Annotated in this window: 13 protein-coding genes; 7 read left to right on the top strand and 6 right to left on the bottom strand. The window is 63.3% G+C overall.

Annotated features, from left to right (window positions below; all coding sequences use genetic code 11):
* Positions 1-51 precede the first annotated feature (51 nt).
* On the bottom strand, positions 52-2202 hold the full coding sequence (locus tag FJ414_RS01555) for an FdhF/YdeP family oxidoreductase (RefSeq protein WP_140640596.1): 2151 nt from the start codon (positions 2200-2202) through the stop codon (positions 52-54).
* On the opposite strand from FJ414_RS01555, the gene FJ414_RS31305 reads away from it, so the two are divergent.
* From FJ414_RS31305 to FJ414_RS01545, 3 genes are read left to right on the top strand one after another with little or no spacing between them, the layout of a single operon-like run.
* Entirely contained in the window at positions 2201-2362 is a 162-nt protein-coding gene (locus tag FJ414_RS31305; RefSeq protein ID WP_181181488.1) for a hypothetical protein, read from the top strand. The genes FJ414_RS01555 and FJ414_RS31305 overlap by 2 nt on opposite strands.
* Positions 2362-3168: a nucleotidyltransferase family protein gene (locus FJ414_RS01550; RefSeq protein WP_140640594.1), complete on the top strand. Its 807-nt coding sequence runs from the start codon at positions 2362-2364 to the stop codon at positions 3166-3168. The genes FJ414_RS31305 and FJ414_RS01550 overlap by 1 nt, the downstream gene beginning before the upstream one ends.
* Positions 3161-3910 (top strand): metallophosphoesterase, encoded by a 750-nt coding sequence (locus tag FJ414_RS01545; RefSeq protein WP_140640592.1) that lies wholly within the window; start codon positions 3161-3163, stop codon positions 3908-3910. The genes FJ414_RS01550 and FJ414_RS01545 overlap by 8 nt, the downstream gene beginning before the upstream one ends.
* 18 nt (positions 3911-3928) lie before the next feature.
* Here the strand turns inward: FJ414_RS01545 and FJ414_RS01540 are convergent, their stop codons facing one another.
* The gene (locus FJ414_RS01540) at positions 3929-4210 is read right to left on the bottom strand and encodes a hypothetical protein (protein ID WP_140640590.1); all 282 of its coding nucleotides are present in this window, start codon (positions 4208-4210) and stop codon (positions 3929-3931) included.
* Positions 4211-4346: 136 nt separating this feature from the next.
* Between FJ414_RS01540 and FJ414_RS01535 the strand changes: the two genes are divergently transcribed.
* Complete coding sequence (locus tag FJ414_RS01535; RefSeq protein WP_140640588.1) at positions 4347-5558, top strand: FAD-binding oxidoreductase; 1212 nt, start codon at positions 4347-4349, stop codon at positions 5556-5558.
* A 33-nt stretch (positions 5559-5591) separates the two neighbouring features.
* On the opposite strand, the gene FJ414_RS01530 is transcribed toward FJ414_RS01535, so the two are convergent.
* From FJ414_RS01530 to FJ414_RS01520, 3 genes are read right to left on the bottom strand one after another with little or no spacing between them, the layout of a single operon-like run.
* Positions 5592-6605, bottom strand: coding sequence for an ATP-dependent DNA ligase (locus FJ414_RS01530; protein ID WP_140640586.1), 1014 nt, complete (start codon positions 6603-6605; stop codon positions 5592-5594).
* The gene (locus tag FJ414_RS01525) at positions 6599-7030 is read right to left on the bottom strand and encodes a GFA family protein (RefSeq protein WP_140640584.1); all 432 of its coding nucleotides are present in this window, start codon (positions 7028-7030) and stop codon (positions 6599-6601) included. The genes FJ414_RS01530 and FJ414_RS01525 overlap by 7 nt, the downstream gene beginning before the upstream one ends.
* Positions 7031-7077: 47 nt before the next feature.
* Positions 7078-7521 (bottom strand): PPC domain-containing DNA-binding protein, encoded by a 444-nt coding sequence (locus FJ414_RS01520; protein ID WP_140640582.1) that lies wholly within the window; start codon positions 7519-7521, stop codon positions 7078-7080.
* 258 nt (positions 7522-7779) lie between these two features.
* On the opposite strand from FJ414_RS01520, the gene FJ414_RS01515 reads away from it, so the two are divergent.
* From FJ414_RS01515 to FJ414_RS01505, 3 genes are read left to right on the top strand one after another with little or no spacing between them, the layout of a single operon-like run.
* Positions 7780-8349, top strand: a complete 570-nt coding sequence (locus tag FJ414_RS01515; protein ID WP_181175250.1) for a (2Fe-2S)-binding protein — start codon at positions 7780-7782, stop codon at positions 8347-8349.
* 1 nt (position 8350) lies between these two features.
* Complete coding sequence (locus FJ414_RS01510; RefSeq protein WP_140640578.1) at positions 8351-9373, top strand: xanthine dehydrogenase family protein subunit M; 1023 nt, start codon at positions 8351-8353, stop codon at positions 9371-9373.
* 2 nt (positions 9374-9375) lie between these two features.
* Positions 9376-11655 carry a xanthine dehydrogenase family protein molybdopterin-binding subunit gene (locus FJ414_RS01505; protein WP_140640576.1) on the top strand — a complete coding sequence of 760 codons (2280 nt, stop codon included), beginning with the start codon at positions 9376-9378 and terminating at the stop codon, positions 11653-11655.
* A gap of 223 nt (positions 11656-11878) precedes the next feature.
* Here the strand turns inward: FJ414_RS01505 and FJ414_RS01500 are convergent, their stop codons facing one another.
* A complete protein-coding gene (locus tag FJ414_RS01500) occupies positions 11879-14332 on the bottom strand; it encodes a membrane-bound PQQ-dependent dehydrogenase, glucose/quinate/shikimate family (protein ID WP_140640574.1) in 2454 nt (817 codons plus the stop codon).
* Positions 14333-14519 lie beyond the last annotated feature (187 nt).

The following is a 14519-nucleotide window of genomic DNA, read 5'->3' as shown; positions in this document are numbered from 1 at the left end:
CACAGGCCGGGCTTTGCGCCAGCTTCATCCGCATGGGCTCATGGGCGAGCGTCATCCCGGTATGACCACCCGAACCGGAACCGATTTCGCCGCTGGCACGTGCGCCTTTTCGGCCCGATGCCAGAGCGGGATGAGCGGATTGAGCTCGGGATAATAGCCGGCGCAATCGCCGCGCGGAATTGAGTAGGGCGTAACGCGAAGGCCGCGCACCCGTCGTTCGACACCGTCATCGGCCGCGGACTCCAGGTCGATCACCTCGCCGTCATGGAGGCCCAGCCGTTCGATATCGTGCGCGTTCATCAGCAGCACCATCCGCGTCCCGCTGATGCCGCGAAGGCGATCCCGGTAGCCATAGATGGTGGTGTTGAACTGGTCGTTGGAGCGAACCGTGATCAGTGTCAGCGCATCCGACCGCGAGACGTCGATGTCGGGATCCGTTTCGAGCATCGTCGGCGGCTTGAAGTTGGCTTTCTTGTTGGGGGTCTGCCACACCCGCTTGGAGGCCTTGATGTCGCGATGAAAACCGCCCGGCACCAGGAAGCGCTTGTTGAAGTCCTTGAAGTGGTCTGGATAACAACGTTCGATTTCGTCGCGCACGCGCGAATAGTCGGCCACCCATTCATCCCAGGGAATTGAACTCCTTCCCGCGACCGTCGCCTTGGCGAGCTCGGCGACGATCTTTGGCTCGGAGAGCAGACTGGGTCCGGCCGGCGGGCGATAGCCGAAGGAACCGTGGATGCAGGCTGTGGAATCCTCCATCGAGACATGCTGCTCGCCGGTAGCCTGCAAATCCTTCTCGATGCGTGAGAGACAGGGCAGCAAATAGGTGATCGCTCCCGGTATCAGGTGACTGCGGTTCAGTTTCGTGGCGATCTGGACATGCAATCTCAGGTGCCGCCAGGCGTCTTCGACAAGTCCGGTTTCCGGAACGGCCCGCACGAAGTTGCCGCCCAGTCCGATGAACCCCTTCACCGAGCCGTCGATCACGCCTTCGCATGTTTCGACCGTGTCGCGCCCTTTCTCGCGCGGCGGCTCGAAATTGTAGAATTCGGCGAACTTGTCGAGGGGGACAAGTTCCGGCTTTTCGGAGATGCCGACGGTGCGTTGGCCCTGGACGTTGGAGTGGCCGCGAAGCGGCGACACGCCGGCGCCGGGCTTGCCGACATTGCCGCGCATCAGCAGCAGATTGCAAAGCATGTGGACGTTCTCGGTCCCGTGCCGGTGCTGCGTCAGGCCCATGCCGTAATTGCCGATGACCGCCGATGCCTTGCTGTAGATCTTAGCCACATGCTCCAGATCGGCGCGCGCAATGCCCGAACGCGCTTCGATCCTGTCCCACGATGTGCGGCGCAGATAGGCTTCGAACGCATCGAAGCCGTGTGTATGTTCCTCGATGAAAGCCGTGTCGAGGGCACGCGGCGCGCCAGCATTCTTTGCCGCGTCGTCGAGCGCCAAAACGGCCTTCGCAATGCCCGTCATGGCGGCGATGTCGCCGCCGCCGCGAATCTGGAAGAAGTCGCTCGACATCCTGGTGCCGGCGCCCGGCGAAAGCATTTCAACTGGGCTCTGTGGATTCTTGAAGCGCTTCAGGCCGCGCTCCGGCAGCGGATTGAAGGTGATGACGGGTATGCCGCGCTGGCGCGCCTCCTCGATCGGGTGAAGCAATCGCGGCGCGCTCACGCCGGTGTTGTGGCCAAAGAAGAACATCAGGTCGCAATGGCCGAAGTCCTCCAATTGCACGGTGCCGACCGGCGAGCCGATGGACTCGGGCAGGCCGACCGAAGTCGACTCGTGGCACATGTTGGAGGAGTCCGGCAGATTGCCCGAGCCGTAGATGCGCGCGAAAAGCTGATACATGAACGACGCCTCGAGCGAGGCGCGCCCCGAGGTGTAGAGCACGACCGATCTCGGATCGAGCTTGCGGAGCTCCTCGCCGATGTCGCGGAACGCGGCCTCCCAGATCGTGGCCTTGGCGCCGTTCTCGCAGAATTCGAACGGGCGCGGCTCGGCGGGCTTCGCCCAGGAGCAGGAGACGCACATATAGCCGTCGGCCTTGTTCTGCTTGAGCAGCGTGCTCCAGATGCCCGACATCAGCAAGCCTTCGCCGCGTGCCTTGCGGATCAATGATTTGAGGGATCCCCATCCGCCGGTCGGATGGTTGTACTTGCGGATTTCGACATGATCGGTGGTGGAGGGATTCATGGTGGAGCTCGGCTCGTATTGCTTTGATCTCCAACCCGCACGGTTTCACAATGTTCCAGCCTCCACCGCCATGAAGATGCCGCTGACGGCGGAACAACACCGGATCGCCGCTGTTTACCGAAACAGGTGGAAGAAGATAAAAAGCCGGAGCGACGGTTGATGGCCAATGACGAGTTGCCGGGAGTGCTGGCGACGCTGCCTGTGATCGACGCAAAGGCGGAGCCGACGCTGAAGAGCGCCGAAGCGGAAGCCTTCTATACGCACGCGATCCGCGAACTTGCTGCCACCGACATCCCTTTCCTGGTCGCCGGAACCTACGCCGTCAGCGCCTATACCGGCGTCGTGCGCCAGACCAAGGACCTCGATATCTTCTGCAAGGCCGGCGATTGCCCGCGTATCCTCGCCCATTTCAAGGATATCGGCTACGCGGTCGAGATCGAGGACGACCGCTGGCTGGGGAAGGTCTTCGAAGGCCCGCATTTCTTCGATGTGATCTTTGCTTCCGCCAACGGCACCATGCAGGTCGAGGACCAGTGGCTGGAGAATGCCCGCCAGGTCGAACTCTTGGGCAACCGGGTCCGCATCATCGGGCCGACCGAGCTCATCTGGTCGAAATGCTTCATCCAGGACAGGGGCCGGCATGACGGCGCCGACATCGCCCACACCATCCTCAAGGCGCATGAGCAGATCGACTGGCAAAGATTGCTGTCCTATCTCGACACCCACTGGGAGGTGCTCTTGATGCAGGTGCTGAATTTCCGGTGGATCTATCCCAGTGAACGCGACCACATTCCCGACTGGCTGCTGGACAATCTGGTCGAGCGGCTCGCCAGGCAGCGGCAATTGCCTCCGCCGAGGATGAAGATCTGCCGCGGCCGGCTACTGTCGCAGGTCGACTATGAGATCGACGTCAAGGAATGGGGTTTTGCGGGCGTCGGCGGCGTTGGAGAATTCCGCGATGGCTGAACGAAGCAAGGCAGATCGCAAAGCGAGCGGCAACGGCAAAGTCAAAGTCGCTGCCGTGGGCGATCTGCATGTCCAGGAAGATGCGCAGACGTCCTACCGCGATCTGTTCGGCGAGGTTTCGCGCGAGGCCGACATCCTCGTGCTTACCGGCGATCTCACGAACCTCGGCAAGCCCAAAGAGGCCGAGCTTCTCGCCGAGGACCTGCGGGCCTGCTCGATCCCCGTCGTCGCCGTACTCGGCAACCACGATTACGAATCCGGCTGTGTCGACCAGATCGCGGCGACGCTCCGCCAGGCCGGCGTCTATCTCCTCGACGGGCAGGCGACGGAACTGATGGATGTCGGCTTTGTCGGCGTCAAGGGTTTTGTCGGCGGCTTCGGCTCGAGGATGCTCGGCTCTTTCGGCGAGCCGGCAATCAAGGCCATGGTGGCCGAGAGCGTCAATGAAGCGATGCGGCTGGAGAACGCCATGCGACAGGTCCGCGCCAAGCGCACGCTGGTGGTTCTTCACTATGCGCCGATCCCGGAGACGGTCGCCGGCGAGCCGCCGGAAATCTTCCCGTTCCTCGGATCATCCCGCCTTGCCGAAACGATCGACCGGTTCAAGGTGAGCGCCGTTGTGCATGGCCATGCGCATCGCGGCAGCTATGAGGGCCAGACCCCCGGCGGTGCCAAGGTCTACAATGTCGCCATGCACATCACGAAGCCGACGGGCCGGCCCTACGCGCTGCTCGAAATCTGAACTGGCTGGCGACCGCACCTAGACCTCGTCGAAACGACTGCCTTCCTTGGAAGGATCCTTCGACAGGACGCGTTCCTCCTCGTCGTCGGGCAAGGCTTCGTCGCTGTCCTGGAAGGGGTTGTCGTCATCTTCCTCGGGAAGATCTCCTTCCGCTTCGGCGTCATCCTGCGGGTCGCCGTTTACGGCAACGCTGTCCGGCAGGATTCTGCCACCCTCAAGAGCGTCCCAATCCTGCTGCTCGATGGTCGGGGCTTCGGTTTCTTCGGTCTTTGCCGGCCGCTGTTTGTCGCGCGGGTCCATGACGTTCTCCAATACTGAGCTTCGACTGGAGAACCCGCCGCAAGACGAGTTGTTCCGCTTCTTGTTCGCCGCGGAACGCCGTCGACCGGGAACGGCAGCGCGCCTTGTGACTTATCGTGCGGAACCGGGAACTTTCATGCCTCGCAAGCTCGATCTCAGAAGCGGCACACCTATCTGGGCTGCCTATCGCTCAACTGCGGTGCCGGCAGACCGCCTGACCCGAGATGTAAAAACCGACATCCTGATCGTCGGCATGGGCATCAGCGGCGCGATGATGGCCGAAGCGCTGACCCGCGATGGCCATTCCGTGATTTGCATCGACAGGCGCGGGCCGCTGAAAGGGTCGACGGCAGCCACGACGGCGCTTGTCCAGTTCGAGATCGATCAACCGCTCATCAGGCTGTCCCGGATGATCGGAGGCGATGCCGCTCGACAGGCTTGGCGGCGCTCGCGACTGTCGTTGCTCAACCTGCGCGGACGCATCGCGGAACTCGATATCCGCTGCCGGGCGGCGGATACGCCATCGCTTTACCTGGCCGGCAATAGGCTCGATGCGTCGGACCTGCGCCGCGAGGCGGAGGCACGCCGCGAGGCGGGCATTGGAGCGTGCTTGCTAACGCGAAAAAAACTGAGAGAGGATTTCGGGATAGGTCGCGCCGCAGCAATTCTGAGCCATGGCAATCTGGCGCTCGATCCGCGCCAATTGACGTCCGGACTGCTGAGCGCGAGCCTGCAACGCAAGGCGCGGTTCTATGCGCAGGCGGAAGCGACTGCGATCAAGGACAATCGGCTCGGCGTGACGGTGGCGACCCGAGATGGCCCTGTGATCAAGGCGCGCCATCTTATTCTCACAACCGGATACGAACTGCTCGACATCGTGCCGAATACCGGCCATCGCATCATCTCCACATGGGCGATCGCGACGCGCCCGCAGCCGAAAAAACTCTGGCCGCTCGCCGCCATGATCTGGGAGGCTTCCGATCCGTACCTCTATCTCAGGGCCACATCCGACGGCCGCGTGATCTGCGGCGGCGAAGACGAGGAGTTCACCGACGAAGAACGGCGCGACGCCCTGACCGCGCAAAAGACGGATCGTCTTGAGCAGAAACTCGGGAAGATGTTCCCGCAACTGGACACAGCGGCGAACTTCGCCTGGGCAGGCTCATTCGGCGCCACCGGAACCGGACTGCCGATCATCGGCGGCGTGCCGGGGCATCCGCGCGTTCATGCGGTGATGGGCTATGGCGGAAACGGGATCATCTTTTCCCAGATCGCGTCCGAGATCATCTCGGCGTCCATCGCCGGCAAAGATGATGCGGACGCAAGTCTGTTCGCGTTCAAGACATGATCCTCCAGACTTTGTAGCCGCCGGCAGGTTAGGCTACTCGATCTGCTCGAACGTGCACTGGCGCGGCGCTTTGTCGGGCCGCCAGCGCAAGAGCCTGGTGCCGTGGCGGAAGCGGTCGCCGGTGACATGGTCGAAACGCACCTCGACCACCAGTTCCGGCTTCACCGCCTCCCATTCGCCGCTGCGCTCTGTGCTCCAGCGGCTCGGTCCGCCGGGGGCCTTGCCGGTGAAACCCGGCCCTCCGCGCAACGCCTCGAGCTCCGTCGTGAGCGCGGCGCGGCTCTCATTGGCAATGGTCGATGTGAAGCCGACATGATCGAGCTGCCCTTGGTCGTTGTAGAGGCCGAGCAGCAACGATCCGACCTGCCGCTTGCCGTTCAGATAGCGGAAGCCGCCGACCACACAGTCCGCCGTGCGCAGCCGCTTGACCTTGACCATCGCGCGCTCGCCTGGCCGATAAGGCTCGTCGAGCATCTTGGCGACGACACCGTCGGTCGAGCCGTGGCCGGCGCCTTGCAGCCATTGCCTGGCGGTGGCGACATTGGTGGTGGATGGCGACAGCCGGAGCCTGGCAGAGGGTACTTTGGCCAGGAAGGCCGCCAAAGCGTTACGCCGATCGCCCAAGGGGCGTTCGAGCGTGATCTTGCCGCCCGGGGCGACGAGCATATCGAAGAGGATCAACTGCGCCGGCGTCTCGATGCTTAGCTTGCGGATGCGGCTCTCGGCCGGGTGCAGCCGCATCTGCAACGCGTCGAAGGAAGCGCGACTGTCGATCTCGATGACGATCTCGCCGTCGACGACGAAATCCCCGGCATCGAGGCTTTGCATCGTCGCGATCAATTCGGGAAAGTAGCGGCCAAGCGGCTTGCCCGACTTCGCCCTTAGATCGACCGCCTTGCCGTCCTTGAAGGCAAGACAACGAAATCCATCCCATTTCGGCTCATAAAGCCAAGGGCCGTTTCCCTCCGGCAACACTTCCGCCGTTCGCGCTTCCATCGGTGGCGTGTCCAAGGGCAACGGGAAGCCGCTGTCTCGTGCCGTTACCATCGCTCTTCCGTGTCATGGTGTGGCAGGTCGATGCCGCAGCAGACCCAGCCGAGCCGCTGCGAAGAACCGTAATTGTGTCGTGGCTCAAGCTCGGCCGGATCGTCAAAGGTCCCGATATGCATCGCGATTTCCTGCGGGTTCGCGTCATAGGCAAGGGTAAGAGGCGTACCGCAGGATTGGCAGAAGCTTCTCCGGGCGATTGGCGACGAGCGGCGACAGGTCGGTTCCACGGTCAGCCACGAGAGGCCGGCGACAGGCACCCAGCCAAGCACGGCGAAGGCGCTCCCGGTCGCGCGACGGCACATATCGCAGTGGCAATAATGCACGCGCGGCTCGCCGGTCAGGCGGTAACGGATGTTCCCGCACAGGCACCCGCCATATCGCTCGACGGCTGCGTTTCGCGTAAAGACGTCCGGTTGTTCCATCAAGTTTGAACGCGTGATCGAAGATGCGGTTTCGGTAGCGCAGGATTTCACGCGTCAAGATCGATCAGGGCGATGCCGAGGGCTGGTCGTTTCGTGCGCCGCAAATGCACAGGCGATTCCGTGATCATGACTTCCAGTGTCGGCTTCACCATGCCTTCGAGCAGATGTCCGCCGCGGGTCGATCCATCGCTCAGGCCAAGAACGGCATGGAGATGCAAGCTCGCCTTGCCGCTGTCGTCGACGGCGATGTCGCCGATCGCGCTCAGCACCTCGCATTGTTCGGCGACCGGGATCTCGCGGTAGGATTTCGATTGGAAGTCGAACCAGCCAACCGTCGCTTTTTCAAACGCGCCGATCGCCGTCAGGGAGGCGCCGGCAATTCCCTTCTGACCGGCAAAGTCGGTGAGCGACGCGAAGGCTTCCTCGCCCGGATCGAGCACGACCACGAATGTCCTTTGCCCGGGGGTCTCTGCGACCAGTTTCGATTTCATGATGCCCTTTGGATGTGCCGGTGGCTCTTGGGCAAGAACTCCTTATCAGGACGCATGTTCCAGTCTGTTGAGAGACCCAAGCGACGATCCAGCCGTCAATGGCGGAGTCACGCTTCCGTGAAGTGCCACGGGTTTTGGGGTGGCCAATTGGAACATTGGCTTCGTTGAAAGGTTAGCGCACGGACCCAGCCAGCCCAGGAGCGAGCCATGTCCCAGCCCTCAGCCCTATCCAATAATGGTCTCAGTCGAAGGCGTTTCATGGCAGGTTCGGTGTCGGCGGCCGCCACTGCGCCTTTGCTTGCTTCGCATGCACGGGCCGAAGCGCCGAGCGCAGCCCAGCCGAAACTGAGGCAACCGGCCGTCACGTCGTTGCGGATCAACAGGCAGGCTTATGAGCTGTCGCTCGATACGAGAACCAGCCTGCTCGATGCGTTGCGGGACCATGTCGGACTGACCGGCACCAAGAAGGGCTGCGACCATGGCCAATGCGGCGCGTGCACGGTGCTGGTCGACGGCAAGCGCGTGCTGTCCTGTCTGAGCTTCGCCGTGATGAACGACGGCAAGGACATCACGACGGTCGAAGGGCTCGCCTCCAGCGATGGCAAGTTGCATCCGATGCAGCAGGCCTTCATCGACCATGATGCTTTCCAGTGCGGCTATTGCACGCCGGGACAGATCCTGTCGGCGATCGGCTGCGTGAATGAGGGTCACGCGGAATCCGAAGATGACATCCGCGAATATATGAGCGGCAACATCTGTCGCTGCGCCGCCTATCCCAACATTGTCGCCGCTGTCCTGCAGGCACGCGATCAGATGAAGGGAGCGTGACATGCACCCCTTCGTCTACGAACAGCCGACCGACATTTCCGCTGCGGTCGCGATCGCCTCACGCTTCACCACCAACGACGACCAGCCGACACGCGCGAATGCGCAGTTCATCGCCGGCGGCACCAATCTTGCCGACTATATGAAGCTCGGCGTTGCCGAGCCGAACCGGCTGCTCGACCTCAACCGGCTTGCCGACCCTGGTCTCAGGCAAATCCGGGTCACCGATAATGGTATCCGCTTCGGCGCCCTGGTACGGATGGGCGAGGCCGCCGACCATGCGGAGGTCAAGCGCCGCTATCCGGTCATTGCCGACAGCCTGCGGCTGGCCGCGAGCGGCCAGATCCGCAACATGGCGAGCCTCGCCGGCAATATCCTGCAGCGCACGCGCTGCGAATATTTTCGCGAGACGTCCTGGCACTGCAACAAGCGCGTGCCCGGTTCGGGTTGCGCGGCAATGGAAGGTTTCAATCGGCAGCACGCGGTGCTCGGCGCGAGCGACGCCTGCATCGCCACCTATCACGGCGATTTCGCCCAGGCGCTGATCGCGCTCGATGCCGTCGTTCATGCCGAAGGCTTGCGCGGGACGCGAAAGCTGCCATTCGCGAAGTTGCATCGGCAGCCCGGCGACACGCCTTATATCGAGACCGACCTTGCAGCAGACGAGATCGTCAGCGCCATCGAAGTACCCGCTATTCCGTGGGCGCGGCGCTCGCTCTATCTGAAGATTCGCGACCGCGAATCCTATGCCTTTGCGCTGGCTTCAGCCGCCATTGCGCTGGATCTCGACGACGACAATGTTCGTGAAGCGCGCATCGCGTTGGGCGGCGTGGCGACGGTGCCTTGGCGCGCCCGCGCGGCCGAAGAAGCCCTGCAAGGCAAGAAGCTGGACGAGGCATCGGCAGGAGTTGCGGCGGATGCCGCCTTCGCCGAAGCACAACCGCGCCAGCACAACGCATTCAAGATCGAACTCGGCAAGCGAACGCTGGTGCGCGCGCTGCTCGAAGCCCGCGACATGGAGGTGTGACCATGGACACAGCTGCTCCAAGACCCAAAGAGAACCAGGGCGCACCGCTGCCGCGGGTCGATGCGCGCCTGAAAGTCACCGGTCAGGCGCACTATCCCGCCGACTTGCCCACCGCCAACATCGCCTATGGCGCGCTGGCCGCCAGCAGCATCGCCAGAGGCAAGGTGACGAAGCTCGATCTGGACAAAGCCCGCGCGGTGCCCGGCCTGCTCGACATCATCACCTATGGCGACATGGACAAGGTCGACAAACCGAAATTCGGCAATTCCGGCGCCACCTCGATCGGCCCATTGCACGACCGTACGATCTTCCATGACGGGCAGATCATCGCGCTTGCCGTCGCCGAGACTTTCGAAGCGGCTGAAGAGGCGGCGCAGCTGATCCGCGCCGAGTATGAGGACGACAAGCCAACCGCGAGCTTCGACAGCCCCGGCACGAAAACCGTCCCGGCGGCCGGCAAGAGCCCATTGTTCAAGGAGGACGTCAAGGCAGGCGATTTCGACGCGGCTTACGCCGCCGCAGCGGTCAAGATCGACCAGCGTTATTCGACGCCTACCCAGCACCACAATCCGATCGAGTTGTTTTCAACGACCGCGTTCTGGGAAGGCGACCAGCTTGTCGTGCACGAGGCCTCGCAGAACGTCACCGGCTGGAAAGTCGAGCTCGCCCGGCAATTGAAGATCGATCCCGGCAAGGTGCGCATCGTCAGCCCTTTCATCGGCGGCGCCTTCGGCTCGAAGGGACCGATGACGCCTCGCACCGCGATCGTGGCCGTTGCCGCCAAGCGGCTCGGACGTCCGGTGCGTTGCGTGACCAGCCGCATGCAGGCTTTCGGCATTCAGACCTATCGGGCCGAAACGCGGCACCGCATCCGCATCGGCGCCGGCAAGGACGGCCGCATCACCGCTTTCGCGCATGAGGGCTGGGAGGTTACGTCGCGGCCGGACCTTTATGTCGTCGGCGGCACCTCGGCGACTGGCCGGATGTATGACTACGGTTCGGTGCTGACGCATGTCTCGCTGGTGCAGGCCGACCGCAACACGCCTGGCTATATGCGCTCGCCACCCGAAACCCCGTACGTCTACGCGTTGGAGAACGCCATGGACGAAATGGCGGTGGCGCTCGGCATGGATCCGGTCGAGTTCCGTCGCATCAATGAGCCGAAGACGGAGCCGATCGGCAAGAAACCGTTCTCCAGCCGCTCGCTGACCCAATGCTACGATCAGGCGGCGGATGCGTTCGGATGGGCCAAGCGAGATCCCAAGGTCGGCGCGATGCGCGACGGCGACTGGCTGATCGGCATGGGCTGCGCCACGGCCATCTATCCGACAGCGGTAGCGCCATGCGCGGCACGCGTGCGCCTCACAGCTGACGGCGAAGTTCGGGTGCAATGCGGTTCGCACGAGATCGGCACCGGCGTGCGCACCGTGGCCGCTCAGATGGCGTCGGAGCGCCTCGGCGTCGGCATCGACAAGATCAGCGTCGAAATGGGCGACAGCAGCCTGCCTCCGGCTCCGGTCTCGGGCGGGTCGATCTCCACGGCCAGTGTCTGCTCGGCGGTGCTCAAGGCATGCGACGCGATCCGCACCAAGCTCTATGCCGCCGCGACCGCCGAGGGTGGTCCGCTGGCCGGTTCCCATAACGAGGAATTCGACCTCGCCGACGGAAAGATCATGGCAAAGGGCGGTGCGTCGGCCAAGGTCGAGGACGTCCTGAAGACCATGCAGGTCGGCGCCATCGAGGAATATGTCGAGTTTGCGCCGAAGGGCGCGACGCCCGAGGCGCTGAAGAAGCTCTATGCCGGCACGCCGGAGTTCCATGGCGCGGACCAGGACGAGGACTCCGTCAAATACGCCTTCGGCGCCGAATTCGTCGAGGTCCGCATCAACCGCTATACCAGGGAGATCCGCGTGCCGCGCATCGTTGGCGCCTTTGCCGCCGGCCGCATCATGAACACGCGCACCGCGCGCAGCCAGTTGATGGGCGGCATGATCTGGGGCATCGGCCAGGCGCTGCACGAGGCGACCGAAGTCGACAGTCGCTATGCCCGCTATGTGAACCGCGATCTGCAGGACTACCTCGTTCCGGTCAATGCCGACATCAAGGACCTGCAGGTGATCCTGGTGCCGGAGGTCGATCACGCCGTCAATCCGGCCGGGGTGAAAGGCCTCGGCGAGCTCGGCAATGTCGGCACGGCCGCGGCCGTCGCGAGCGCGGTCTACCATGCGACCGGCAAGCGCATCCGCGACCTGCCGATCAGGATAGAGCAACTGCTCGCCTGACCATGTCGGATGAAGATCTCCCCGGGAGAGACCAATGTTTCACATTGGCATATGGATGCTGCCTGTCGCGGGCATCCCTCTCATCCTCATTCTGATCTGGATGTACTTTCTCGCCAGGCGCCGAAGCCGACGGTTGGCGAGGAACAGGAGCGAGCCGTCGCAGGCGACAGTGCGGAGCAACGATGGGGAAAGCTAAGGCTTGAGAGCCTGGCCACAAACCTATTCAGCTCGCAGGCAGGGCATAGGCGATGACTTCGTCGCCGACTTTCGTCTCCATGAAATGATGTCCGCCGGGCGCGATGACGATGTATTGCCTGCCATCGACCTCATAGGTCATCGGCGTCGTCTGGCCGCCGGCAGGAAGGTCGGCGTGCCATACTTCCTTGCCCGTCTTGATGTCGATGGCGCGCAGCTTGTTGTCGGTGGTCGCGGCGATGAAGATCAGGCCGCCGGCCGTCACCAGCGGGCCGCCATTGTTCGGCGTTCCAATGGTCAGCGGCAGCATGGAAGGAAGGCCGAAGGGCCCGTTGTTGTCGGCGCTGCCGAGCGGCTCGTCCCACAGCGTCCTGCCGGTCTTGAGATCGATCGCGCGGATATGACCATAGGGTGGCTTCGAGCACAGCAGGCCCGTTGGCAAGCGCCAGCCGGCATTGACGGCAATGGCGTATGGCGATCCGGCCTGCGGATCGCCGATGTCCTTCACCTTTTTCGGGCTGCCGCCCTTGTCTATCGGCTTAAAGCCCATCTGGTCGGCCTTCTCGCGCGGGATCAACTGATTGTAGTTCGGCATGTCGTTGTAATTGGCGATCAGCACCCCGCTGTCGGTGTCGACGGCGATGCTGCCCCAGTCCGAGCCGCCATTGTAGCCGGGATATTCGATGAAGGGCCGGTCGACCGTCGGCGGCGTGTACTCGCCCTGATAGGAGGCGCGATGGAACTGGATGCGGCAGTAGAGCTGATCCAGCGGGCTCATGCCCCACATGTCCTTTTCGGTCAGCACCGGTTGGTCGAGATGCGCGTAGCCTGAATAGGGCTGCGTCTTGGAGAGCTTGTCCGGTTCGACGCCGCCCGAGGGCACATTGCGCTCCTCGACCGGGAAGAGCGGCTTGCCGGTCTTGCGGTCGAGCACGTAGATCTGGCCCTGCTTGCTGGGCACGATGATGGCGGCGATCTTGCCGGTCACGGTCGGGAAATCGACGAGCGTCGGCTGTGAGCCGAGGTCGTAGTCCCAAAGATCGTGGTGCACCGTCTGGAAATGCCAGGCCGGCTTGCCGGTCGTGACGTCGATGGCGACGATCGATGAGTTGAACTGGTTCTCGAAATCCTTGCGATCGACACCATAGTAGTCGACGGCGGCATTGCCGAGCGGCAGGTAGACATAGCCGAGTTGCGGATCGGCGGCCGCGACGGTCCACATGTTCGGGGTGCCACGCGTGTAGGTATCGCCGGCAGGTGGCGCGCCCGCCCGATCGGGATGTCCCATGTCCCATGCCCAGGCGAGCTTGCCGGTGGTGGCGTCATAGCCGCGGACGACGCCCGAAGGCGCGTTCTCGGCCTGGCCATCCTTGACCTGCGCACCGACGACCGCGATACCGCGCACGATGGTTGGCGGCGCGGTGACAGAATACCAACCGGGGACCGTCTCGCCGATGCCTTGCGTGAGGTCGACGACGCCCTGCTGGCCGAAGTCCGTGCAGGGTTTGCCGGTCTTGGCATCGATGGCGATCAGGCGCGCGTCCAGTGTTCCGATGAGAAGCCTTGTCGCGCAGGCTTGATCCGCCTTGGCGCCCGGCACGGCGAAATAGGCAACACCGCGACAGCTCGCGCCATAGGGTATGGCGTCGTCGGGGACCTTCGGGTCGTAACGCCATTCTTCCTTGCCGCTGCGGGCATCGGCGGAAATGATGATGTCCTTGGCCGAGCAGGCATAGAGATGGCCGCCGATCTCGAGCGGCGTGTTTTCGGGCGAGTAGAGGTCCTTGGTCGCTTCGTTCGGCATGTCGCCGGTGTGGAAGGACCAGGCGCGGGCGAGCTTGGAAACATTGGCCGCGGTGATCTGGTTCAGCGGCGAATAGCGCTTCCCCAGTTCCGATCCGCCATAGACCGGCCAGTCATTGCCGGCCTGATGGGTCGCGGTGTCCGTCGAGGCCGACGTTCCGTTCGGCGCGGGCTGCGCGGCAGGCGCCGGCGGTTGCGCCGGTGACTGCGCCAAGGCATCGATGTGCAGGAAGCCGAACGCGCCCAGCGCAATGACCGGCAGCAGCAGGCTTGTCACATAGGCGGCGTTCCTGCTGCCTCGGCTGCCGATGTCGCGGAAGGCCGGAACGGCAAGCAGGACGAAGATGAGGATGATCGTGGGAGCCAAGACGCGCGGCATCAGCGCCCAGCCGTCGAGACCGACCTCCCAATAGGCCCAGGCAAGCGTTGCGAGCCATGTCAGGACGTAAAGCCAGACACCGGCCATATTTCCTGCGAGCAGCAGAATGCCCGCGAGCAGCAATGCAATGCCGGCGGGCAGATAATACCAGGAGCCGCCGAGCGCGACGAGCCAGGCGCCACCGCAGCCGATCAGCAGGCCGAGAACGACCAATAGGATGCCGACCAGCCCTCTCCACCAGTAGGCGACACCGCGATGGCGTAGAGGACGATCGGGGTTGTTTGCAGCGGCGTCGGTCATGGCATTTTCCAGCGTGAAACAGATCGTGATATCTGGCGAACGCATGCAGCCGGCTGTGGTTGCGGATTAAATTCGGGATCCGCCGTCGCTGCCGGTCACCATTCTGTGATCCTTTTGCGGCTTCGGAACCTTCGTGGCGAAAGCACCGTTAGGTGTCGTCAACTCTGAGTTTGCCTTCAGCAGAATC

The sequence above is a fragment of the Mesorhizobium sp. B3-1-6 genome, assembly GCF_006439555.1.
Classification (GTDB): Bacteria; Pseudomonadota; Alphaproteobacteria; order Rhizobiales; family Rhizobiaceae; genus Mesorhizobium.
Note: the sequence above shows the minus strand (reverse complement) of the source record. Positions and strands in the feature narration are given on the sequence as shown.

Coding starts and splice junctions, on each gene's coding strand:
- FJ414_RS31305 (WP_181181488.1), top strand. CDS start 2,201: ATGGTGGAGCTCGGCTCGTATTGCTTTGATCTCCAACCCGCACGGTTT.
- FJ414_RS01555 (WP_140640596.1), bottom strand. CDS start 2,202: ATGAATCCCTCCACCACCGATCATGTCGAAATCCGCAAGTACAACCAT.
- FJ414_RS01550 (WP_140640594.1), top strand. CDS start 2,362: ATGGCCAATGACGAGTTGCCGGGAGTGCTGGCGACGCTGCCTGTGATC.
- FJ414_RS01545 (WP_140640592.1), top strand. CDS start 3,161: ATGGCTGAACGAAGCAAGGCAGATCGCAAAGCGAGCGGCAACGGCAAA.
- FJ414_RS01540 (WP_140640590.1), bottom strand. CDS start 4,210: ATGGACCCGCGCGACAAACAGCGGCCGGCAAAGACCGAAGAAACCGAA.
- FJ414_RS01535 (WP_140640588.1), top strand. CDS start 4,347: ATGCCTCGCAAGCTCGATCTCAGAAGCGGCACACCTATCTGGGCTGCC.
- FJ414_RS01530 (WP_140640586.1), bottom strand. CDS start 6,605: ATGGTAACGGCACGAGACAGCGGCTTCCCGTTGCCCTTGGACACGCCA.
- FJ414_RS01525 (WP_140640584.1), bottom strand. CDS start 7,030: ATGGAACAACCGGACGTCTTTACGCGAAACGCAGCCGTCGAGCGATAT.
- FJ414_RS01520 (WP_140640582.1), bottom strand. CDS start 7,521: ATGAAATCGAAACTGGTCGCAGAGACCCCCGGGCAAAGGACATTCGTG.
- FJ414_RS01515 (WP_181175250.1), top strand. CDS start 7,780: ATGGCAGGTTCGGTGTCGGCGGCCGCCACTGCGCCTTTGCTTGCTTCG.
- FJ414_RS01510 (WP_140640578.1), top strand. CDS start 8,351: ATGCACCCCTTCGTCTACGAACAGCCGACCGACATTTCCGCTGCGGTC.
- FJ414_RS01505 (WP_140640576.1), top strand. CDS start 9,376: ATGGACACAGCTGCTCCAAGACCCAAAGAGAACCAGGGCGCACCGCTG.
- FJ414_RS01500 (WP_140640574.1), bottom strand. CDS start 14,332: ATGACCGACGCCGCTGCAAACAACCCCGATCGTCCTCTACGCCATCGC.